General features: G+C 64.6%; 26 protein-coding genes. 14 read left to right on the top strand and 12 right to left on the bottom strand.

All coding sequences use genetic code 11. The features are described 5' to 3' along the window. Positions 1-780 carry a VOC family protein gene (locus tag AXW83_RS22365; protein WP_066617513.1) on the top strand — a complete coding sequence of 260 codons (780 nt, stop codon included), beginning with the start codon at positions 1-3 and terminating at the stop codon, positions 778-780. 9 nt (positions 781-789) lie between these two features. On the opposite strand, the gene fliP is transcribed toward AXW83_RS22365, so the two are convergent. The 11 genes from fliP to AXW83_RS22310 all read right to left on the bottom strand — a co-directional run bounded on the left by fliP (position 790) and on the right by AXW83_RS22310 (position 7,862). Next, on the bottom strand, positions 790-1,524 hold the full coding sequence (gene fliP, locus AXW83_RS27915) for a flagellar type III secretion system pore protein FliP (RefSeq protein ID WP_066621073.1): 735 nt from the start codon (positions 1,522-1,524) through the stop codon (positions 790-792). Then, positions 1,524-2,036 (bottom strand): flagellar basal body-associated FliL family protein, encoded by a 513-nt coding sequence (locus AXW83_RS27910; protein ID WP_066617512.1) that lies wholly within the window; start codon positions 2,034-2,036, stop codon positions 1,524-1,526. The genes fliP and AXW83_RS27910 overlap by 1 nt, the downstream gene beginning before the upstream one ends. After that, positions 2,036-2,740 (bottom strand): flagellar basal body L-ring protein FlgH, encoded by a 705-nt coding sequence (flgH, locus tag AXW83_RS22350; protein ID WP_066617509.1) that lies wholly within the window; start codon positions 2,738-2,740, stop codon positions 2,036-2,038. Before flgH ends, AXW83_RS27910 begins: the two co-directional genes overlap by 1 nt. After that, the gene (locus AXW83_RS22345; protein ID WP_066617506.1) at positions 2,737-3,279 is read right to left on the bottom strand and encodes a MotE family protein; all 543 of its coding nucleotides are present in this window, start codon (positions 3,277-3,279) and stop codon (positions 2,737-2,739) included. The genes flgH and AXW83_RS22345 overlap by 4 nt, the downstream gene beginning before the upstream one ends. A gap of 151 nt (positions 3,280-3,430) precedes the next feature. Beyond that, entirely contained in the window at positions 3,431-4,549 is a 1,119-nt protein-coding gene (gene flgI / locus AXW83_RS22340) for a flagellar basal body P-ring protein FlgI (protein ID WP_066617503.1), read from the bottom strand. Next, positions 4,549-5,025 (bottom strand): flagellar basal body P-ring formation chaperone FlgA, encoded by a 477-nt coding sequence (gene flgA / locus AXW83_RS22335; RefSeq protein ID WP_066617501.1) that lies wholly within the window; start codon positions 5,023-5,025, stop codon positions 4,549-4,551. Before flgA ends, flgI begins: the two co-directional genes overlap by 1 nt. A gap of 10 nt (positions 5,026-5,035) precedes the next feature. After that, positions 5,036-5,824, bottom strand: a complete 789-nt coding sequence (flgG, locus tag AXW83_RS22330) for a flagellar basal-body rod protein FlgG (protein ID WP_066617497.1) — start codon at positions 5,822-5,824, stop codon at positions 5,036-5,038. A gap of 11 nt (positions 5,825-5,835) precedes the next feature. Continuing rightward, entirely contained in the window at positions 5,836-6,174 is a 339-nt protein-coding gene (locus AXW83_RS22325; RefSeq protein WP_066617495.1) for a flagellar hook-basal body complex protein FliE, read from the bottom strand. Next, the gene (flgC, locus tag AXW83_RS22320; protein WP_066617484.1) at positions 6,174-6,593 is read right to left on the bottom strand and encodes a flagellar basal body rod protein FlgC; all 420 of its coding nucleotides are present in this window, start codon (positions 6,591-6,593) and stop codon (positions 6,174-6,176) included. The genes AXW83_RS22325 and flgC overlap by 1 nt, the downstream gene beginning before the upstream one ends. 38 nt (positions 6,594-6,631) lie before the next feature. Continuing rightward, positions 6,632-7,012, bottom strand: coding sequence for a flagellar basal body rod protein FlgB (gene flgB / locus AXW83_RS22315; RefSeq protein WP_066617481.1), 381 nt, complete (start codon positions 7,010-7,012; stop codon positions 6,632-6,634). A 175-nt stretch (positions 7,013-7,187) separates the two neighbouring features. Then, positions 7,188-7,862 carry a response regulator transcription factor gene (locus AXW83_RS22310; protein ID WP_066617479.1) on the bottom strand — a complete coding sequence of 225 codons (675 nt, stop codon included), beginning with the start codon at positions 7,860-7,862 and terminating at the stop codon, positions 7,188-7,190. A 438-nt stretch (positions 7,863-8,300) separates the two neighbouring features. Between AXW83_RS22310 and AXW83_RS22305 the strand changes: the two genes are divergently transcribed. From AXW83_RS22305 to AXW83_RS22245, 13 genes are read left to right on the top strand one after another with little or no spacing between them, the layout of a single operon-like run. Then, positions 8,301-9,566, top strand: coding sequence for a flagellar hook protein FlgE (locus tag AXW83_RS22305; protein WP_066617475.1), 1,266 nt, complete (start codon positions 8,301-8,303; stop codon positions 9,564-9,566). 31 nt (positions 9,567-9,597) lie between these two features. Further along, positions 9,598-11,061 (top strand): flagellar hook-associated protein FlgK, encoded by a 1,464-nt coding sequence (gene flgK / locus AXW83_RS22300; protein WP_066617472.1) that lies wholly within the window; start codon positions 9,598-9,600, stop codon positions 11,059-11,061. Positions 11,062-11,065: 4 nt separating this feature from the next. Next, positions 11,066-12,115, top strand: coding sequence for a flagellar hook-associated family protein (locus AXW83_RS22295; protein ID WP_066617469.1), 1,050 nt, complete (start codon positions 11,066-11,068; stop codon positions 12,113-12,115). A gap of 47 nt (positions 12,116-12,162) precedes the next feature. Beyond that, complete coding sequence (flaF, locus tag AXW83_RS22290; RefSeq protein ID WP_066617467.1) at positions 12,163-12,510, top strand: flagellar biosynthesis regulator FlaF; 348 nt, start codon at positions 12,163-12,165, stop codon at positions 12,508-12,510. A gap of 8 nt (positions 12,511-12,518) precedes the next feature. Next, positions 12,519-13,010, top strand: coding sequence for a flagellar biosynthesis repressor FlbT (gene flbT, locus AXW83_RS22285; RefSeq protein WP_082767324.1), 492 nt, complete (start codon positions 12,519-12,521; stop codon positions 13,008-13,010). Between the two features lie 15 nt (positions 13,011-13,025). Continuing rightward, positions 13,026-13,295, top strand: a complete 270-nt coding sequence (locus tag AXW83_RS22280; protein ID WP_236841741.1) for a flagellar hook capping FlgD N-terminal domain-containing protein — start codon at positions 13,026-13,028, stop codon at positions 13,293-13,295. Between the two features lie 8 nt (positions 13,296-13,303). Then, positions 13,304-13,570, top strand: coding sequence for a flagellar biosynthetic protein FliQ (locus AXW83_RS22275; RefSeq protein ID WP_066617462.1), 267 nt, complete (start codon positions 13,304-13,306; stop codon positions 13,568-13,570). 49 nt (positions 13,571-13,619) lie between these two features. Next, the gene (flhA, locus tag AXW83_RS22270; RefSeq protein WP_066617460.1) at positions 13,620-15,713 is read left to right on the top strand and encodes a flagellar biosynthesis protein FlhA; all 2,094 of its coding nucleotides are present in this window, start codon (positions 13,620-13,622) and stop codon (positions 15,711-15,713) included. Beyond that, entirely contained in the window at positions 15,713-16,465 is a 753-nt protein-coding gene (fliR, locus tag AXW83_RS22265; protein WP_066617458.1) for a flagellar biosynthesis protein FliR, read from the top strand. The genes flhA and fliR overlap by 1 nt, the downstream gene beginning before the upstream one ends. Before the next feature lie 6 nt (positions 16,466-16,471). After that, entirely contained in the window at positions 16,472-16,873 is a 402-nt protein-coding gene (locus AXW83_RS22260; RefSeq protein ID WP_066617449.1) for a hypothetical protein, read from the top strand. Between the two features lie 51 nt (positions 16,874-16,924). Further along, positions 16,925-17,575: a rod-binding protein gene (locus tag AXW83_RS22255; RefSeq protein WP_066617448.1), complete on the top strand. Its 651-nt coding sequence runs from the start codon at positions 16,925-16,927 to the stop codon at positions 17,573-17,575. Between the two features lie 15 nt (positions 17,576-17,590). After that, on the top strand, positions 17,591-18,091 hold the full coding sequence (locus AXW83_RS22250) for a hypothetical protein (protein ID WP_066617446.1): 501 nt from the start codon (positions 17,591-17,593) through the stop codon (positions 18,089-18,091). Beyond that, positions 18,088-18,543, top strand: coding sequence for a hypothetical protein (locus tag AXW83_RS22245; RefSeq protein ID WP_066617444.1), 456 nt, complete (start codon positions 18,088-18,090; stop codon positions 18,541-18,543). Before AXW83_RS22250 ends, AXW83_RS22245 begins: the two co-directional genes overlap by 4 nt. 181 nt (positions 18,544-18,724) lie before the next feature. Here AXW83_RS22245 and fliI read toward each other — a convergent pair whose 3' ends face one another. Continuing rightward, the gene (gene fliI, locus AXW83_RS22240; protein WP_066617443.1) at positions 18,725-20,050 is read right to left on the bottom strand and encodes a flagellar protein export ATPase FliI; all 1,326 of its coding nucleotides are present in this window, start codon (positions 20,048-20,050) and stop codon (positions 18,725-18,727) included. Positions 20,051-20,077 lie beyond the last annotated feature (27 nt).

The following is a 20,077-nucleotide window of genomic DNA, read 5'->3' as shown; positions in this document are numbered from 1 at the left end:
ATGAGCTTTTCCATCGACCACATCGTCATCGCCGTGACCGATCTCGCGGCGGCGATGCGCAACTACGAGGTGCTCGGCTTCACCGTGCTGCCCGGCGGCGAGCATCCGCGCGGCTCCCGCAATGCGCTCGTCGTATTCGAGGACGGGGCCTATCTGGAGATCATCGCATTCGATCGCCGCGTGCCGGGGTTTCGCTGGTGGGAGGTGCTGAGTGCGGCCGGGAGCGGTCTCGTCGACTACGCACTTCTGCCCGACGATCTCGATTCGCGGCTTGCGGCGGTGCGCGGCCATGGCATCGCAATCGACGGGCCGATCGACGGGGAACGGCTGCAGCCCAATGGCAGCCGCATCGCCTGGCGCTCGGCCCGCCCGCCGGAGCCCGACATCCCGTTCCTGTGCGAGGATGTTACCGAGCGGGCACTGCGGGTGCCGGAGGGCGCAGCGCGGCGGCATCGCAACGGCGCCACCGGGGTTGCCGGCGTGACGGTTGCGGTGCGCGACCTTTCCGTCTCGGCGGCGCGATACCGGGCCATGCTCGGTGCGGCGCCGGTGGCGACGGGCGGCGTTCCCGGGCTCGGTTTCGGGCTGGCGCAGTTCCGGATCGGCCACCAGACGCTGTCGCTGGCGGAGCCTCGCGCCGGGGCTCATGAGGGACTGCGCGATCACCTGTCGCGGCGTGGGCAGGGCGCCTATGCGATTTCCTTCCACGGCCCGGCCGACAGCGTGCTCGACCTGAACCTCAGCCATGGCGCGCCGATCGAGATAGTACGGGCGCTGTAACAGGCACGCCTATCCGTACGACCGGATCAGGCCGCTGATCAGCAGGTTCCAGCCGTCTATCAGGACGAAGAAGATCACCTTGAACGGCAGGGAAATCACGGTCGGCGGCAGCATCATCATGCCCATCGACATGACGATGGTTGCAACGATCATGTCGATCACCAGAAAGGGCAGCGCAATCAGGAATCCTATCTCGAAGGCGCGGCGCAGTTCCGAGATCATGAAGGACGGTATCAGAATCCTGAGATCGACCGACTGGGTCGGGTCGGTCGGGCGGATGCTCGGCGGGGCGACGTCAGAAAAGAGACGCAGATCGGCAGGACGCGTCTGCGCCAGCATGAACTCGCGGAACGGCTCGGTGATCCGGGTATAGGCCTCGCCCTCGGTGATACGGTTCTCGACCAGCGGCAACACGCCCTGCTGCCAGGCGCGGTCGAAGGTCGGCGCCATGACGAAGAAGGTCATGAACAGCGCAAGGCTGATCAGGATGAGGTTGGCCGGCGTGCTCTGCAGGCCGAGGCCGGAGCGCAGGAAGGACAGCGCGATCACGAAGCGGCTGAAGCTGGTGACCATCATCAGAAGGCCCGGCGCCACCGACAGGACCGTCAGCATGGCGACGATCTGGACGATGCGCCCCGACGCAGAAGCGCCGCCTTGCGGCAGGAGCCCGTCGAGCCCGAAGGATTGTGCCGTCGCCCCGGCCGTTCCGGCGAGGAGGATGGCGAGAATGCCGGCGAGCCTGATCACTGCACCACCAGGGTTTCGATGACGATGTCGCGCACGAGGCCCTTGGAGCGTATCGCGACCCGTTCCGTCAGGTCCTCGCGCAGGTTCCGCAAGCCGGCGGCACCCTCCATCTGCGAGGCGGTCACACTGCGCAGGAAGGACAGGATGTCTTCGGTGATGGCCCCAATGAGGGGGTCGGCCGTCAGGGACGCCTTCTGTTCCATCAGGAGGGCAGCCTCGATGCGCACCCAGGTGTTGGCCGGTGCGGCGAGATTGGTCACGATGGGCGAAAGCTTCCTGAGCACGAGCGTGCCGGTCATCGCAGGATTGACCAGGACATGGGGCGCTGCCGCCTCCATGCGCTTTTGCACCGTCGTCTCGACGGTGCCGACGACGCGCATTCCCCAGAGCGTCCCGGCTCCGGCTGCGAGCGCGGTCAGCAGCAGCACGGGAGCGCCGGCCCGCAGTGCCTGAGCAGAACGGCCACGGGATTTGGGTCCGGCCAGCGGTTTCGTCAGCAGGGCGGCCATCAGAACGGGGTGACCTTGTCGTAGATCTGGTGGCCCCAGCCAGGCTGCTGGACCTCCATGGCGCGCCCCCGGCCGCCATAGGCGATGCGCGCCTCGGCGATCTTCTCGTAGGACACGGTGTTGGTGCCAGTGATGTCGCGAGGGCGCACGATGCCAGCGACGTTGAGGACGCGGATGTCGTAGTTGACCCGGACCTCCTGTGAGCCGCTGATCAGCAGATTTCCGTTGGGCAGGATTTCCGTGACGACCGCGGCGACGGAGAGATCGATCTCCTCGGAGCGGTCGGTCTGGCCCCTCCCCCGCGACGAGGTGTCGGATTTCAGGTCCGCACTGACGCTGCCATCGCCGGAATTGCCGTTGAAGGCCGCAAGGAGATCGAGACCGAACTTTGCGGCGGAGTTGCGCGAGCGATCGGTGTTGTTGTCGAGCTTCGCCTTGTCCTTGAACGCGATCTTGACCGTGACGACATCGCCGATCTTCATCGCGCGGGTGTCGCGGAAGAGGTCTTCGCTCTGGCGGCTGTAGATCGAATTGAATGCGACATCGACCGGGCGCCCTGGTGGATTGCCCATCGGCACTGCGTCCCGCCTGACCGCCAGCCCGCTGCCGACGCGCGACATCTGCGGTTCGCGGTTGAGTTCGGACAGGTCCTGGCCACAGCCGCCGAGCGTGACGGCACATGCCGCGAGGATAATGACCTTCATCGGGTCTGCACTCCGGTTGTTGAAATTCGATTGGCGGGCGAGCGCCGCCCGCCCATGGCTTCGGCGAGTTGGGCGGCGCGCGAGGCCTCCATCTCGTTCAGCACCGCACTGGCGGCGCGCGGCGGCAGCTTGCCGAGGACCGAGACCGCCGTCGTCTGGTCCATCGCTGCGAGCTGGAGAGCGGCGGCGTCAGGGCGCATCCGCGCGAAGATGTCGGTCATGCGGGCCTCTGCCTGTCTGGTTTCGGCATCGCGTCGATCGGTCAGGGCCTGCAGCTCGGCTTTGCGCTCGTCGAGTTTCTTGAGCGTGTCCGTGAGCTTGGCCTCGAGGGTCTTCAGGGTATTGGCCTGCCAGGCGAAGCGGGCCTCAGCGGCAGGGTCGCGAATGCTGGCGCAGAAATTGGCAGCATCGGAGGTCGAGGTCGCTGCGGCCGCCGGGGTCGTCCTGGGTGCCTGGGCCTGCGCATCGAACGCGGCAACTGCCAGCACGACGACAACCCCATATTGCAAAAATCTGGCCGGGTACTTGCTGTTCGCCATTATCTGCAACCCGATTACGTTGTCTCAGATTTTTCTACGGCGAGTTGCTTTCGCGAGGCTGACTTGGGGTTAGACACGCGCCCCCGTCATGGAACAGGCCCGGGATCGACATCGCGATCCCGGGCCTGCGATGTCGTGCCGCGCGGCGGCGCTATTGCACGACGAGGTCGGCTTGCAGCGCTCCGGCCGTCTTGATCGCCTGCAGGATCGCGATGATGCCGGCGGGCTTCAGGCCGATCTGATTCAGACCGCGCACCAGCGTGTGCAGATTGGCGCCGTTGATGATGGCGAGCCGGCCGTTGCCCTGCGTCGCCTCGATCCGGGTGCGTGGAGCCACCGTGGTCTCGCCGTTGCTGAACGGCTCGGGCTGCGACACCTGCGGCGTCTCGGTGACGCGGACGGTTAGATTGCCGTGGGTTACGGCGACGGTCGAGATCTTGACGTCCCGGCCGATCACCACCGTTCCGGTGCGCTCGTCGACGACGACGCGGGCGGGCGAATCCGGCTCCAGCGTCAGCCGCTCGATCTCCGCGATGAAGCGCGAGGTCGAGAGATTGACAGGCCGCGTCAGACTGATGGTGCGGTGGTCGAGCGCGAAGGCGACCGTCGACTTGTAGTGCTCACGGCTGAAGGCGTTGATGGCGGAAGCCACGCGCTCGGCCGTAACGAAATCCGGGTTGCGCAGTTCGAGCGACAGAACATGCAGGTTGGAGAGCTGGTCGGCGACCTGGCGTTCGACAAGCGCGCCGCCGGGAATGCGCGCGGCGGTGGCGACGCCCTGGGTCAGCCGCTCCGCCTCGCCCTGGGCCGAGAAACCCGAGACATTGAGCCTGCCCTGCGCGAGGGCATAGGTCTGCCCGTCGGCGGCCAGGAGCGAGGTCACGACCAGCGTCCCTCCGAGCAGCGATGTCGCATCGCCCATCGAGGCGACGCTGACATCGATACGGCTGCCGCGGCCCGCGAAAGGCGGCAGATCGGCGGTGACGATGACGGCTGCAACGTTGCGGGTGCGCATCGGCGAGTTGCGGACGTTGACGCCGAGCCTGTCGAGCATCGACTGCAAAGCCTGGCCGGTGAAGGGCGAGTTGCGGACGCTGTCACCGGTGCCTTGCAGGCCAATGACGAGACCGTAGCCGACGAGCTGGTTGTCGCGCACGCCCTGCAGACCGGCGATATCCTTGATCCGCACCGAAGCCATGGCAGGCGTGACGCATTGGATCGCCAGCGCCAGCGCGCAGCAGATCGCGGCAAGTCTCGACCGCAGTGCCATCACTCGCCTCCGACGCGGATGGTGCCATCGGCCTGCACCACGCCGACGACCATGAGGCCGGTGTCAGGGTTGCGGGCCTTGACCATCTCGTTGACCGAGGCCGACTGCATCGGTTCGACGATGCCGGTGATGACCATATCGTTTTCGCGAAATACGACCTGCGTCGGCACGCCCCGCCGCACGACCTTGGGATCGTCTACGGCGTTGCTCGGGATCGGCTGACCCGGAAGCAGCGTGCGCCGCGCCACCTTTCCGACGATGGCAAGGCGGTTGTCGATCGAGACCATCGGCGCGCGGCCGTTGACCCGAAACATCCGGTCGACCAGCTGCCCGTCGGAAATGACATCGCCCGGATAGAGCGTGACCATGGGCACCGGCAGCAGGATGTCGCCGGGCGCAGCGTGCAAGGGCGACGCCGCGCCCAGACCGAGAAGCGTTGCGGCCAGGATCGAGTAGCGCAGCAGGGCGGAGGTCATGGGGCGTTCCTTACCGGATGCCGGTGGCGACGGTGCCGGCCATCTGATCGGCGGCGGTGATCACCTTGGCGTTCATTTCATAGGCGCGCTGCGCGGCGATCAGTGCCGTGATCTCCTTGACGGGATCGACGTTGGAGGCCTCGAGATAGCCCTGGCGCAGCTTGCCGAAGCCGATGCTCGTCGGGGTTCCATCCGTCGGCTGGCCGGAGGCGACGGTCTCGCGGTAGAGATTGCCGCCGAGCGGTTCCAGGCCGGCATCGTTGGCGAAGTTGACCAGTGTCATCTGGCCGAGTTGCCGTGGCTGCACGTCGCCGGGAATCTTGGCCATGACCAGGCCGGATTCGTTGACCGAGACATCGACCGCATCGGCCGGCACGCGGATGACGGGATCGAGCAGATAGCCATCAGCCGTGACCAGATCGCCATCGGCATTGGTGTTGAAGGTGCCGGCGCGGGCATAGAGCGTCTCGCCCTCGGGGGCCGTGATCTTGAACCAGCCCCGGCCGTCGATGGCGAGATCGAGCCGATTTCCGGTCTGGGTCATCGCGCCCTGGATGTGCAGGTTGCGGATCGCGGCGGCGCGCACGCCGAGCCCCAGCGACGCGCCTTCCGGGATCGAGCCGTCGCCACCGCGGTTGGGAACACCGCGGGCCCGTTCGGTCTGGTAGAGCAGATCGGTGAATTCGGGCCGGGCGCGCTTGAACGAGGTGGTGTTGATGTTGGCGATGTTGTTGGCGATGACTTCAACGTTGAGCTGCTGAGCGCTCATGCCGGTTGCGGCAATGGCAAGGACTTTCATGGGAGTGCTCCTCAGATCGGCATGTGAATGAATTCTTGGTAGGCGGAGACGACCTTGTCGCGCATGGCCATGGCCAGCTGCAGCGAATGCTCCGCCGACATCACCGCCTGGACGACATCCTGGACGGCAGCCTTGCCCTGGACGCCGGAAACAGCGGCCGCTTCGCCCTGCTGCAGCTTGTCGACGAAGTTCTGGGCGACGCCGGCGAAGACAGAGCCGAAATCGGCGCCCGGCGCGGGGCCTGCGCCCTCGGCCTGGAGGGCTGGACGGACGAGCGAGGCACCGAGGCTCTGGAGCCCCTGGGCAGCGCTGCTCGCGGTGGGCGCGAGAGCGGAAATCGCGTTCAACATCAGCCGTTCCTCAACAGATCGATCGTCATGGATTGCATCGAGCGCGCCTGCTTGATCATCTGCAGGTTGGCCTCGTAGGAGCGGTTCGCCTCGCGCATGTCGGCCATTTCGAGCAGCATCGAGACGTTGGGCAGCTTGACGTAGCCCTTGTCGTCGGCAGCCGGATGGCCCGGCTCGAACTCGACGCGAAAAGCCGATTTGTCGACGCCGACACCCTTGACCTTGACCGTCGATGCCCCGAGCGCCCGGTCCATCGAATTCTCGAAGGTCACCGTCTTGCGACGATAGGGATCGGAGCCTTTGGTCGGACCGGTCGACTGCGCGTTGGCCAGGTTCTCGGAGACGATCCGCACGCGGGTCGACTGAGCCTGCAGGCCGGCTCCGGCGATACGGAGCGATGCATCAATGGGATCGATCATCGACTATCCTTACCTATACTGTGTTTGAACAGCTTTGCTCAGCTCTTGATGGCCATTGCCATCATGCGGTGGAAGCTCTTCACGATGTTCGTTGTGAGGGAATAGCTGCGGCTGATGTCGCCAGCCTTGAGCATTTCCTGCTCGATGCTGACCGAGTTACCGGAATGGACCGTCGACCAACTGTCGGATTTGCGCTGCCGGGCGGTCATCGTCTCGGCCGGCGTCGAGGTGATATGATCGGGCGAGGTCGCCGCGACAGCCAGGGTGGTCTTCCTGACGATAGCCTCGAAGGGCTCGACATCAACGGCCGTATAGCGCGGCGTATTGGCGTTCGCGACGTTCTGCGAGACTGCGTTCTGTCGAACGGCCAGCCAATTGGCTTGTTTTGCCGCGAGATCGAAGAGGTGTATCGGCTCCACGGAAAGCCTCCAAGTGGTTGCGATACAACACTAGGAGGATTGACTTGCGCGAAGCTGTTGTCGGTAATTCTATAGATAAAACTTCGGAGAATTTATCGTACCACGTCGATAACGCGATACGGCTGCGGGGGCGACGTGCCATTACGCGCGTCGCCCCCGCAGCCGTCAGAGGCAATCAGGAGATCGTGTAGCCGAGATAGCGCTTCGACTGGACGGGGTCGTAGCCGAGCCGATCGCGCAGTTTCTTGCGCAGTTTGCTGACGTGGCTCTCGACCACCGCTTCGTCGACCTCGGCGTCGAACAGGCCGTAGACGGCGTTGAAGACCTGGGACTTGGTGACCCAACGTCCGCGGCTGCGCATGAGAAATTCGAGGATGCGCCGCTCGCGCCGCGGCAGCGACATGACTTCGCCAGCGACGTCGGGATCGCGTCCGTCGAAATAGACCCTGATCTCGCCCAGCGCAATGTCATCGTCGCCAGTGCGACGCTTCTCGTTGCGGCGCTGCATCGCGTTGACGCGGGCCAGGATCTCACGGACATGGACGGGCTTGCGGACGACGTCGTCGACACCGGCCGCGAAGAGTTCCAGCGTCTTCTCGAGCGACGAAGCCTCGTTCATCGCGATCACGGGTGCCTGCGAGCGGCGGCGGATCATCGTCGGAAAGCTGGAACGCTCGGCACAGTCGCCGAGAAGGAATGCCTCGACCGTGTTGATATGGTCGGCAGGCGTATCCTCGACCCACTCCTGGAAGCGGGATGGTGTGAAGCCGATCGACGGGACGCCCTCCCCGTTAAACAAGGACTGGTATCCTTCGGTCACCAGCGCCCGATCATCGATCACGATGTACATTGTACCCCCCGTACAAAGATTTCTTCCCACCGAAGTCGGGAGAAGCAATCCGACGCTATTAACCTGGCCTGAATTGGTCAACGAGATAATGACGCGCTGCAATATAAGCGGGCGACGCGACAAATCTTGAATAAACATGCGACAACCGATTTATGAAATTATCTTAACCTGTCATTCATCATCATTGCGATGCCGGCCGCACATCTGCGCCCAGACCCATGTCAAGCCGATATTTGACACGAAGACCGCAGAACGGCAATTAATCGGGTGAATTTTAGATATTCAATTTCTCCTCGTTAGATTGAAGAGACGGCGGATCTGTTTCAATCGCCCCATAATACGAAAATTTTACTCGAACTTTACATGCGGTCCACGAAAGCTCCGCACAAGCAAAACAAGATGCAATGCCATCCAAGATTTCCGCCTTGGAGAATGGCAATGAGCATTTTCGGCATCATGCGAACCGGCGTGTCCGGCATGGCCGCGCAGGGAAGCAAGCTGGGCGCTGTCAGCGACAATATCGCGAACGTCAATACAGTCGGCTACAAGCGTGGATCGACCGAATTCTCGTCTCTGATCTCCGAAGGAAATCATAGCGAATACAACTCCGGCGGCGTCGAGACAAAGACCCGTTACGCGATTTCCGACGAAGGCCTGATCATGGGCTCGACCTCGAAGACGGATCTGGCCATCAGGGGCAACGGCTTCTTCGTCGTCTCCGACGCCGGAGGCACCCCTTACATGACCCGGGCCGGCGCCTTCGTGAAGAACGGCAGCAACGAACTGGTGAATTCGGCCGGCTTCTACCTGATGGGTTACCCGATCACAAACGGCAATCCCACCGTGGTTGCCAACAGCCTGGACGGCCTTGAGCGGATCAATCTGGCCAACGTCGCCTATGAGGCGACCCCGACGAGCACCGGAACGCTCAAGGGCGTGCTCGATTCCAACACGGCGGTGATCCCGGCAGGCACGCTGCCCTCCGCCAACGTGGCGGGCAGCACCTATTCGAGCAAGTCTTCGATCGTCACCTACGACAATCTCGGCAACAAGAAATTCCTCGACGTCTATATGGCTAAGACTGGTACCGCGCCCGATGCGTGGCAGGCCGTGTTCTTCGACCAAGCGACGGCCACGGCGGGCGGATTTCCCTATGGCGCGGCCGGCTCCCCGCCGCTGGCGACCGCCGCTCTTGCCTTCAACGGCACCGGCCAGCTCACGACCGCCCCGGCCACGGTCACCGTGGCGATCCCGGGCGGCGTCACCGCAACGATCGACTTCAGCCAAATCTCCCAGGTCGCGACCGGCGAGACGGCACTGGAACTTGCTGTCGACGGCAATGCGCCGAGCGCCGTCGACAAGGTCGAGATCGCCGACGACGGCACCGTCTATGCCGTCTTCGAAAACGGCTCGCGCCGTGCCACCTACAAGATTCCACTCGCGACGGTGCCCAGCGTCGACCAGCTCACGCCGCAGTCAGGCAACGTCTATTCGGTCAACAACCTGTCGGGCGACGTCATCGTCGGCTTTCCCGAGACCGGAAGCTTCGGCTCGATCCGCTCCGGCGCGCTCGAACAGTCGAATGTCGATCTCGCGACCGAACTGACGGCGATGATCGAATCGCAGCGCAGCTACACCGCGAACTCGAAGGTCTTCCAGACCGGCTCCGAAATCCTCGACGTTCTGGTCAACCTGAAGCGCTGACGTCGCCAACACGCCTACGGGAACCAAACCCATGAGCCTCTCGTCAGCCCTCAACGTAGCCCAGTCATCGCTGACCGCCACGGCGCTGCAGACCTCCATCGTCTCGCGCAACGTCGCCGGGAAAGACGATCCCAACTTCAACCGAAAGGCCGGCCTGCAGGTCACGACCTATGGCGGCGCCGTCAGGATCGCCTCGATCGGGCGAGCCATGGATGCCGTTCTATTTGCCGGCAAACTTGTTTCGACTTCTTCGGTGTCCGCCCAGCAGGCGATCGTTGATGGGCTGGATCGGCTCGAGGCTACGATCAACGATCCCGAGCTCAACCAGTCGCTGGCGGCCAAGCTCGGCGCGCTGACGAATTCGCTGCAGCAATACAGCGTCACGCCCGACGATCCACTGCTGGCGCAGGATGTTCTAACCCGCGCAGGCGACATGGCCACGGCGCTGAACCAGGCGAGCGACAGCATCGGCGAAGTGCGCCGCCTTGCCGACACCGAAATGACGAACGGCGTCGATCGGGTCAACCGGCTGCTGGGTGAGTTCGAGGCCGTCAACAAGGCGATCGTCAAGGGCACTCCATCAGGCGCCGACATCACCGACCAGCTCGACTCGCGCGATCGCATCCTGTCGCAATTGTCGGAGGAGATCGGGATCAGCACCTCGATCCGCGGCAACAACGACATGGTGATCTACACCGACAGCGGCGTTACCCTGTTCGAGACCGTCCCACGCAGCGTCTCGATGGGGCCGAGCTATGCGCTGGGGCCCGGCGTTGCCGGAAAGGCGGTTTTCGTCGATGGCGTGCCGGTGACCGGCCCCGGCGCCGTGATGCCGATCAAATCTGGCCAGATCTACGGCTCGTCGGTCGTCCGCGACGATATCGCGGTGACCTACCAGCGCCAGGTCGACGAGATCGCCCGTGGTTTGGTCGAAGCTTTCGCGGAGAGCGACCAAGTGGCGGCCGGGCCGGATCAGGCTGGGCTGTTCACCTGGGCCGGCGGTCCGGGAATCCCGCCGACCGGCGTGGGTATGCCCGGCATCGCCGCCTCGATCCGCGTCAACCCTGCCGCCGATCCGACCCAAGGCGGCGATCTCGACCGCATCCGCGACGGCGGCCTCGCCGGAGCCGGCTATGTCTACAATACGACCGGCGCGGCTGCCTATTCGGACCGGATCCAGGGCCTGCTCGGCGAACTGGCGGCCGGGCGCAGCTTCGATCCGGCCGCCAAGGCCGATCCCAGCAACAGCCTCGCCGGTTTCGCCAGTTCCTCGGTCGGCTGGCTGGAGGCGCAGCGCCAGACCGGCACCACGACACTGGGCTACGAGACCGCCCTGCTGCAACGGACGACCGAATCCCTGTCGAACGCGACCGGCGTCAACATCGACGAGGAAATGACACTGGTGATGGAACTGGAGCGCTCCTACGACGCGGCCTCCAACCTGATCTCGACGATCGACCGGATGCTGGCCGCCCTCCTGGACGCTGTGAGGTAACCCCATGAAGACGACCTTCGTTTCGACCTCCGCCATCTCGAACATGCTGCGGGGCTCCATCCTCAAGGCTCAGGACAAGCTCATCGACGCCAACAAGGAGATGGTGACCGCGCGCTTTGCCGATGTCGGCCTGAGCATCGGCGCGCGCACCGGGCTGACCGTCAACATCCGCAACCAGTATGACCGCACCGAGGGCATCATCGACACCAACGGTCTGGTCGCACAGCGGCTGGACGTGACGCAGCAGGCGCTGGGCGGCCTGCTCTCCTCGGCGCAATCCTTCCTCACGACGCTGATCGCCGTCCGCAACGGCGAAAAGGGCGCGAGCGTGCTGGTCACGGAAGCGACCAACAATCTGCAGGGGACGACCGCCACCGCAAACTACTCGATGGGCGGCCAGTACATCTTCGCCGGTATCAATACCCAGCAGGAGCCCATGGCGGACTACTTCGCCAATCCGCCCTCGGCGAACAAGACGGCGATCGACACCGCCTTTCTCGGCGCGTTCGGCTTCGCCCAGAACGACCCGGCCGTCTCCACCATCAGCGCCGCCGGCATGAAGACCTTCCTGCAGACGAACTTCGCCAACGAGTTCGCCGACCCGGCCTGGGCCAACTGGTCCACGGCCGTCGACAGAAACCTGACCAGCCGGATCTCGCCCAACGAGATCATCGATGTCTCAACCAACGCCAACCAGCCGTTCATGCGCGACCTGGCCAAGGTCTACACGATGGTAAGCGGGCTCGGCACCCAGAGCCTGAACCAGAACGCCTATCAGACGCTGGTCGACGAGGCGATCACGGTCGTCAACAGCTCGATCCAGGGCCTCATCGCGACGCAGGCGCAGCTCGGCTCGGCCCAGGCCCGGGTCAGCTCCGCCAGCGAGAGGCTGACGATCCAGCGCGACATCATGGCCAAGCAGATCAAGTCCTTCGAGGACGTCGATCCCTATGAGGCCAAGCTGCGCGTGGATGCGCTCACCACGCAGATCGAGACGTCGTACGCGCTCACGGTCCGGTTCCAGAACATGAGCATCCTCAACTACATGCGCTGAGCGCTCCGCTCGGCTCCCCTTCGATCAAGCAAGGCTGGAGAACCTCCATGTATCACAGCTCCTATATCGCCGCGGCCGAAGACGACTTCGCCCAGGCGCGAGCCAATGAATGGCGCGCGCTCGACGAGGCCGTCACTCTGCTGGAGGCGGCGCGCCCGACCGGGTCGGCGTCCAACGAAACGATCGCGGCGGTGTCCTTCCTGCGCCGGCTCTGGACGCTCCTGATCCAGGATCTCGGCAGCGAGGACAACGCCCTGCCGCAGGCGCTGCGGGCGTCGCTCATCTCGATCGGCCTGTTCGCGCTGAAGCAGGGCGAATTGCTGAGGCTGGGACAGTCCGACGACTTCGACACCGTCATCGACGTCAACAAGATGATCCGCGACAGCCTGGCATGAGACCGATCATGAAAAAGGCGATGAACCTGTCCTTGCGGGCCAACGAGAAGATCTACATCAACGGCGCGATCCTGAAATTCGATCGCAAGGTGACCTTCGAGATCCTGAACGACGCGACGTTCCTGCTCGAAACCCATGTCATCCAATCCGACCAGACGACGACGCCGCTGCGACAACTCTACTTTGTCGTCCAGACGATGCTGGTCGATCCCAGGAACGCCGAAACGGCTAGGCTTCTGTTCGAGCAGATGCTGATGCAGATGGCGTGCAATTTCGAAGATCCGATCGTGCTGCGCGGGTTGCAGCATATCGACATGCTGGTCGCCGACGACCGCTTCTTCGACGCACTCAAGCAGCTGCGGGGCCTGTTTCCAGCGGAGGCCGACATTCTCGCAAGCTCCGGGCAGGCTCGGGAGACTAATGTCGTGGAACTGCCGCTCGACGAGGCGATCCCGGCGATGCCTTTCGCATCGGCGCCCCTCGTATCGCATGTCGCTTAGGAGGCTATCATGGACGTGACCAGCGTCACCGGGACGAGCCCGCCCGCCAGCACCACCCCAACCAAATCGAACAGCATGGGGGACTACAACACCTTCCTTCAGCTGCTGATCGCGCAGGCAAAGAACCAGGATCCGACCAACCCGACGGATCCGTCGCAATATGTCCAGCAATTCGCCGCGCTGTCGCAGGTCGAGCAGTCGGTCACGACCAATGCGAAGCTGGACGAGATCATCTCCGGCCTCGCGGCGCTGAAGCCGCAGCCGACGAAGCCAAGCGCGAGCTGAGCCCGGGCATGAACGAGGCCGATGCTCTCGACATCATGCGCGACGCCATCTGGGCGATCATCGTCGGCTCCGGGCCGGCGGTGGCGGCGGCGATGGCGATCGGAATCGCCATCGCCCTGATGCAGGCCCTGACGCAGGTGCAGGAAGCGACCCTGACCTTCGTGCCCAAGATCGTCGTCATCCTCGTGGTGATGGCCACGACGGGCTCTTTCACCGGCGCGCACCTCTTCGCCTTCACCGAGCGCGTCTACGGACGCATCGAGCGCGGCTTCTGAGCTTTCGCGCTCCAGCGCGGCACCCTTCGGCGACAGGACAAGGCCAAGCATGGCGACCCAGAACGTCATATCCGGCAGGGCGGCGGAGCTGCCGAAAAGCGGCCGCGATGTCGGCTTCGCCGTCGGCATCATCGGTATCCTCGGGATCCTGTTCCTGCCGATTCCGGCCTTCGTCATCGATCTGGGCCTGGCCTTATCGATCGCGCTGTCGGTGCTGATCCTGATGGTCGCGCTCTGGATCCAGAAGCCGCTCGAATTCTCGTCCTTTCCGACGATCCTGCTGGTCGCGACGATGCTGCGGCTGTCGCTCAACATCGCGACGACCCGCGTCATCCTCTCGCATGGCAATGAGGGATCGCACGCGGCGGGCTACATCATCGACGGCTTCTCGCGGTTCGTCATCGCCGGCGACTTCGTCATCGGCCTGATCGTCTTCATCATCCTGGTGACGGTCAATTTCATCGTCATCACCAAGGGCGCGACCCGCATCGCCGAGGTCGGCGCACGCTTCACGCTCGACGCCATTCCCGGCAAACAGATGGCGATCGACGCCGATCTTTCGGCCGGACTGATCGACGCGCCCGAGGCCCAGCGGCGCCGTGGCGAACTCGAAGAGGAAAGCTCCTTCTTCGGGGCCATGGACGGCGCCTCGAAATTCGTTCGCGGCGACGCGATCGCCGGCCTGATCATCACCGCGGTCAACATCTTGGGCGGCATCATCATCGGCGTGACGCGGCACGGCCTGTCGCTGTCGCAATCTTCGGACGTCTTCGTGAAGCTCGCCGTCGGCGACGGCCTCGTCACGCAGATTCCCGCCCTGATCGTCTCGCTGGCCGCCGGTCTGCTCGTCTCCAAGGGTGGCACGCGCGGCACCGCCGAGCAGGCGATCCTCGGCCAGCTCGGGCATTATCCGCGCGCGCTCTTCGTCGCGGCATTCATGATGGTGATCCTCGCGCTGGTGCCCGGGCTGCCGTTCCTGCCTTTTGCCCTGCTCGGCGGCCTGATGGCGTTCGTGGGCCATACCATTCCCAAACGCATTGCCGAGCGCGCAGCCGAAGCCGACGAGATCCGGGCCATGGAGGCCGAGCAGGCCGTGCTCGACAGCCAGGATACGATCAAGGATTCGCTGAAGATCTCGGAGATCGAGCTGTCGCTCGGGAAGCAGCTCGGCGCCGAAATGCTCACCTCCCATGGCGAACTCGCCCATCGGGTCGGCAAGATGCGCAAGAAATTCGCGACCGAATACGGTTTCGTGGTTCCCGAGATCAAGCTCTCCGACAGCCTGAAGCTGCCGCCCAAGGCTTATGAGTTCCGCATCCACGGCACCGTCGTCGCCACGGGCGAGATGCGGCCGGGCAGTATGCTCGTCGTCGTCGGAGATGGCCGGATGCCCGACCTGCCGGGCGAGGAGGTGCGCGAGCCGGCCTTCGGCGTCAAAGCGATGTGGGTTTCGGAAAGCTACGCCAACGAGGTCAAGCGCGAGGGGCTGCATCCCGTTGACCGTTTGTCGGTGCTGCTCACGCATCTCAGCGAGACGATCCGCAAGAATCTCGGGCAACTCCTGTCCTACAAGGACATGCGCGCCCTGCTCGACAGGCTCGGCCCCGAATACAAGAAACTGCTCGACGAGATCTGTCCGGCACACATGTCGTTATCGAGCCTGCAGGCGGTGCTGCGGCTCTTGCTGGCGGAGCGGGTCTCGATCCGCAACCTGCACCTGATCCTGGAAGTGATCGCCGAGATCGCTCCCCATGTCCGCCGCGCCGAGCAGATCGTCGAGCATGTGCGTATGCGCATGGCCCAGCAGATCTGCGGCGACCTGACCGATGGCGGCGTGCTCAACATGCTGCGCCTGGGCAATCGCTGGGATCTCGCCTTTCATGAGAGCCTGAAGCGCGACGCCAAGGGCGACGTGGTCGAATTCGACATCGACCCGCGCCTGATCGAGGAGTTCGCCGCCGAGGCGACCACCGCGATCAGGACCAGGATGGACCAGGCGCAGAGCTTCGTTCTGGTCACCAGCCCCGATGCTCGGCCTTATGTCCGCATGATCGTCGAGCGGATCTTTCCGGCGCTTCCGGTGCTATCCCATGTCGAGATTGCGCGCGGGCTGGAGGTCAACCTGCTGGGCACGATCTCCTGATGCCGATCACGCCCGACACGCTGCTGCACGCGTTCCTGATCTTCTGCCGCATCGGCGCCTGCCTGATGCTGATGCCGGGCTTCTCCAGCCCACGCGTGCCGGTGCGGCTGCGCCTTCTCATCGCGATTGCCGTGACGCTGGCACTGACACCCTTCATCCTGCCGGCTTTTGCCGCCGTCGCGGCCGACCCGAGCCCCGCGACGCTGCTACGCATGATCCTGTCGGAGACGATGACGGGCGCGCTGATCGGACTGATGGCGCGCTTCTTCTTCCTGGCGCTGCAGACGATCGCGACGGCCATGGCGACGGCGACCGGTCTCGGCCAGCTGCCGGGGCTGCCGATCGACGAGGCAGAGGCGGCGACGCCCTTCGTCACGCTGATGACGATGACCGCGGTCACTTTGATGTTCCTGACCAACCAGCACGCCGAGGTCATCCGGGCGCTCGCCGGTTCGTATTCGCGGATCGCGCCGGGTGCGGCCTTCGAGGCCCAGGCCAGCCTGATCCAGCTTGTCGACCGGGCCTCGGACACCTTCTACCTGGCGCTCCGGATCGGCAGCCCGTTCATGATCTATGCGGTGGTCGTCAACCTCGCCATCGGCCTGATGAACAAGCTGACCCCCTCGATTCCGGTCTATTTCATCTCGATGCCTTTCGTCATCGCAGGGGGGTTGTTCCTGTTCTATTTTGCCGGCCCTGAGTCCCTGCGCCTGTTCATCACCGTCTTTTCCTCCTGGCTCGCGCACGGCTGACGCGGCATGGAAGCCCGTCGCCTCAAATCGATCGAGCGCATGCTGGCGATCCAGTCGCGTATCCGCAGCTTGGCCGAATGGCGGCAAAAATCGATCGAGCAGAAGGCGGTTGCGGCGAGGGACGAGTCGCGCGCGCTGGTCGCTTCGCTCAACGGCAACGGCGTCACCGACGGCCTGTTCGTCGACATGACCGCCAAGCGGCTGCACCGTGTCGCGATCACCATCTCGGAGCTTGAGACAGCGGCCGTCGAGCAGACGAAACGCGTCATTGCCGAGACGGGACGCGAGAAGCGCACGGCGCGCCTCGTCGACCGTGTTCGCAAGGTCAAGCTGCGGGCCGACCAGGATAATGTCCTGATCGAGATCATGGACAGCGCCCAGGCGAAAAAGGCGGCAAGCCTGGAATAAGCCTGCGGAGTCAAACTGCCGGTACGAGATCAGCGACCCTGGAAGGTGACAATGGCAATCTCTCCTCCGTCGGACATCGTTCTCGACGTCGTGCGCGCAGCCGATCCCTCTCGCTACGCCGTCGCCTTCGACAGGCTCTCGCGCATGGGCTCGCCCGGCTCGGCGGGAACCCAGTTCGCCTCGGCCGTCGACAACGCGGCGCCGGCACCCGCCGCGCCGGGCCTCGCCGGCGCGCGCGAAAAATTCGCGAGTCTGTCTTTGACCACACCCTCCTTCGCCGGCAATCCAGCCGCCGCATCCGGCGTGCCCTCGCATACCGACAAGACTCTGCAGAAGTTCGAGGCGCAGGTCATCTCGACCTTCATCGAGCAGATGATGCCGGAATCGACCACCAACAGCTATGGCAGCGGCCTGTCAGGCGGCGTCTGGCGCTCGATGCTTTCCGAGCAGATCGCCGGCGAGATCGCCAAATCGGGCGGGCTCGGCATTCGCCAGAAGGTCATGGCGGCCATGGCGGCCCGGACAGGCTCCACGCCCGGCACCGATACCGGCGGCGCGGTCGCGGCAGCGCAGAAGGTTCTCGACCGCACGCTGGCCGGCGCCAATTCGCGCGACGCCGCGGTGCCGCTCGCAGTCGAGCGCCAGTTCCTGAACATCACCCGGCCGGGCCCCAGCGGCGCGAGCCGAACTTCCATCACTTGAAAGGCGTGACTCATCATGAGTGCAGAACTGCATGAAGGGGCCCTGGCCCAGCCGGATCTGCCTGGCCTGCCGATGATCCCGGTGCCCGGCCCTGTGGCCGCGCTGGACGGCGAGTTGGAGTCCGATGTGCCCACGGGTGCTGGCCGAGCGATGTGGTCGGTACTCGACCATCTCGAGCAGGCGCTGGATCACGAAACCTCGCATCTGATGGCGCTCAAAAGTGCCGATTTCAACCGCCTGAACGAAACCAAGAGCCGTCTTCTGCTGGATGCGAGCCGGGCCGCACGAGCGATGCGCAATGAGGTCGCGGATGGCCGCCTGGTAGCGCGGCTGTCGACGTTACGGCTGAAGCTGGAACACAACCGGCTCGTCATCGGGATGCATCTCGACGCCGTGCGCGAGATCGCCGCGGCCATGACGAGCACGCTGATCGATGCGGAATCGGACGGGACCTATCACGCCTGGCCAGGCGCCCAGATCGCCGGCGGAGCAGCCGGCAAAGTGCGGACGACATGACGACCGCCAGGCTCTTGATGCTCGGCGTCTGGGTATGCGGCGTGACGCTGGTCTCCGGCCACCTCGCCCTGACCTGGCGCGCGGAAGCAACGCCTCCGACCGAAACCCCGTTCCTCGAAGGCATCGACTACGAGGAGACCGCGATCCTGCATGTGCCGATCCTGGCCGACGGTCAGGTCCAGGGTTACGTCGCCGCCCAGTTCGTCTTCACGGCCGACGCCCGCACGCTTCGGCAAATGACCGTTCAGCCCCATCCCTATGTTCGGGACGAGGCACTGCGCGCGATCTATTCGAACGCGAAAGTCGACTTCTCGCGGCTTGAGCGCGTCGATATCGACGCGCTGCTCAAGAGCGTCAGGACCAACGTCAATGCCCGCTTCGGCGGCGATCTGATCAAGGAGATCCTGGTCAAGGAGTTCAACTACGTGCGGAAAGAGCAGCTGCGCAGCTGAGCCGAGCAGTATCACAACAAAAAGCCTCATCCTGAGGAGCCGCGCAGCGGCGTCTCGAAGGATGCTCCAGTTGGCACGGGGGCTTGCTGGAGCATCCTTCGAGACGGCCGCGTCTGCGGCCTCCTCAGGATGAGGGCTGAGTAGTACAAGGGCTGGATGGATACGGCCTGCCGGCTCAAGCCTACCCCTGCAGGGCGTTCGCCAGATCCTGGAAGGCGTCGGCACTGAGTTTTGCGGTCATGTCCTGATGCAGCGCTTCATAGATGCGCGGCACGAGGGCGATCGCCTTGTCGAGTTCCGCGTCTGCGCCGGCCTGGTAACCGCCCATCAGGCGAAGATCCCGGGTATCCTCGTAGCGGGCGACCAGCCCCTTCATTCGCATCGCCAGCCCGCGCTGCTCCGGCGTCCAGACATGGTGCGCGAGACGCGAAACCGAGCCCAGCACGTTGACGGCCGGGTAGCGGCCCTGATCGGCGATCGCGCGATCGAGCACGAGGTGTCCGTCCAATGTGCCACGGATGGCATCGGCGACCGGGTCGTTGTGGTCGTCGCCATCGATCAGCACCGAAAAGATGCCGGTGATCGCGCCGCCGGTGCCTTCGATTCCGGGCCCGGCACGCTCCAGCAGCTTGGGCAAGGTGCTGAAGACGCTCGGCGTATAGCCGCGCGCCACGGCGGGCTCGCCGGCGGCCAGCGCGACGTCGCGCGCTGCATGGGCCAGGCGCGTCACCGAGTCGATCACCAGCAGCACATCCTCGCCCAGATCGCGAAAATATTCCGCCACCGCCATCGCGGTGTTGGGCGCGAGGCGGCGCATCATCGCGCTCTCATCGCTGGTCGAGACGACGGCGATCGCCTGACCGCGCATTTCGCCGAGCGTATCGTCAAGAAATTCGCGCACCTCGCGGCCACGCTCGCCGACCAGTCCGATGACGATCGTGGTGAAACCCGGCGCACGCGCCAGCATCGAGAGCAGCGTCGATTTGCCGACGCCGGACCCGGCGAAGACGCCGATGCGCTGGCCGGCGCAAAGCGGCGTGAACAGGTCGATGACCTTGACCCCGGTGCGCAGCGGCCTTGTGACGCGGGCGCGCCGCATCGCCTCGGGTGGCGCTCCATCGACGGGCATCGCCCGATCGCCCGGCAGAAGCGGGCCGCCATCGTCGATCGGCTCACCGAAGGCGTTGATCACCCGCCCTTTCCAACTCGGCGCCGGACGCAGCGACATCGGCCCGGCTACACTGGCGCGCGCGCCAAGTCCGACCCCGACAGTGGTCGCGAAAGGCTTCACCAGGACGCCATCGCGATCTATCCTGATCGCCTCACCCAGCTCCTCGCGGCCGTTGGCCGACAAGGCGATGCGTTCGCCAAGTCTGACGAAGCGGGACAGGCCGGCGACCCGTACCGCCGCCGGAGTGACCTCGGAGACGGAGCCGCTGATGGCAACGAGATCGTGGATTTGCGGACCGCCGGCGAGGGCATGTTCGAGGCGTGTGAGCGCGTTCATCGCAATCCTTCGGTCGACCACATGCCT

It is taken from the genome of Bosea sp. PAMC 26642, assembly GCF_001562255.1.
Classification (GTDB): domain Bacteria; phylum Pseudomonadota; class Alphaproteobacteria; order Rhizobiales; family Beijerinckiaceae; genus Allobosea.
Note: the sequence above shows the minus strand (reverse complement) of the source record. Positions and strands in the feature narration are given on the sequence as shown.

What these genes read in the sequence shown, in the direction of transcription:
- AXW83_RS22245 (WP_066617444.1), top strand. Translation starts at nt 18,088, where the DNA reads ATGACGACCGCCAGGCTCTTGATGCTCGGCGTCTGGGTATGCGGCGTG.
- flgI (WP_066617503.1), bottom strand. Translation starts at nt 4,549, where the DNA reads ATGGCACTGCGGTCGAGACTTGCCGCGATCTGCTGCGCGCTGGCGCTG.
- AXW83_RS22325 (WP_066617495.1), bottom strand. Translation starts at nt 6,174, where the DNA reads ATGTTGAACGCGATTTCCGCTCTCGCGCCCACCGCGAGCAGCGCTGCC.
- flgA (WP_066617501.1), bottom strand. Translation starts at nt 5,025, where the DNA reads ATGACCTCCGCCCTGCTGCGCTACTCGATCCTGGCCGCAACGCTTCTC.
- flgH (WP_066617509.1), bottom strand. Translation starts at nt 2,740, where the DNA reads ATGAAGGTCATTATCCTCGCGGCATGTGCCGTCACGCTCGGCGGCTGT.
- AXW83_RS22365 (WP_066617513.1), top strand. Translation starts at nt 1, where the DNA reads ATGAGCTTTTCCATCGACCACATCGTCATCGCCGTGACCGATCTCGCG.
- AXW83_RS22255 (WP_066617448.1), top strand. Translation starts at nt 16,925, where the DNA reads ATGGCAATCTCTCCTCCGTCGGACATCGTTCTCGACGTCGTGCGCGCA.
- flbT (WP_082767324.1), top strand. Translation starts at nt 12,519, where the DNA reads ATGAAAAAGGCGATGAACCTGTCCTTGCGGGCCAACGAGAAGATCTAC.
- flhA (WP_066617460.1), top strand. Translation starts at nt 13,620, where the DNA reads ATGGCGACCCAGAACGTCATATCCGGCAGGGCGGCGGAGCTGCCGAAA.
- AXW83_RS22275 (WP_066617462.1), top strand. Translation starts at nt 13,304, where the DNA reads ATGAACGAGGCCGATGCTCTCGACATCATGCGCGACGCCATCTGGGCG.
- fliR (WP_066617458.1), top strand. Translation starts at nt 15,713, where the DNA reads ATGCCGATCACGCCCGACACGCTGCTGCACGCGTTCCTGATCTTCTGC.
- AXW83_RS22295 (WP_066617469.1), top strand. Translation starts at nt 11,066, where the DNA reads ATGAAGACGACCTTCGTTTCGACCTCCGCCATCTCGAACATGCTGCGG.
- flgC (WP_066617484.1), bottom strand. Translation starts at nt 6,593, where the DNA reads ATGATCGATCCCATTGATGCATCGCTCCGTATCGCCGGAGCCGGCCTG.
- flgK (WP_066617472.1), top strand. Translation starts at nt 9,598, where the DNA reads ATGAGCCTCTCGTCAGCCCTCAACGTAGCCCAGTCATCGCTGACCGCC.
- AXW83_RS27910 (WP_066617512.1), bottom strand. Translation starts at nt 2,036, where the DNA reads ATGGCCGCCCTGCTGACGAAACCGCTGGCCGGACCCAAATCCCGTGGC.
- fliI (WP_066617443.1), bottom strand. Translation starts at nt 20,050, where the DNA reads ATGAACGCGCTCACACGCCTCGAACATGCCCTCGCCGGCGGTCCGCAA.
- flaF (WP_066617467.1), top strand. Translation starts at nt 12,163, where the DNA reads ATGTATCACAGCTCCTATATCGCCGCGGCCGAAGACGACTTCGCCCAG.
- AXW83_RS22310 (WP_066617479.1), bottom strand. Translation starts at nt 7,862, where the DNA reads ATGTACATCGTGATCGATGATCGGGCGCTGGTGACCGAAGGATACCAG.
- AXW83_RS22305 (WP_066617475.1), top strand. Translation starts at nt 8,301, where the DNA reads ATGAGCATTTTCGGCATCATGCGAACCGGCGTGTCCGGCATGGCCGCG.
- flgG (WP_066617497.1), bottom strand. Translation starts at nt 5,824, where the DNA reads ATGAAAGTCCTTGCCATTGCCGCAACCGGCATGAGCGCTCAGCAGCTC.
- AXW83_RS22260 (WP_066617449.1), top strand. Translation starts at nt 16,472, where the DNA reads ATGGAAGCCCGTCGCCTCAAATCGATCGAGCGCATGCTGGCGATCCAG.
- AXW83_RS22345 (WP_066617506.1), bottom strand. Translation starts at nt 3,279, where the DNA reads ATGGCGAACAGCAAGTACCCGGCCAGATTTTTGCAATATGGGGTTGTC.
- AXW83_RS22250 (WP_066617446.1), top strand. Translation starts at nt 17,591, where the DNA reads ATGAGTGCAGAACTGCATGAAGGGGCCCTGGCCCAGCCGGATCTGCCT.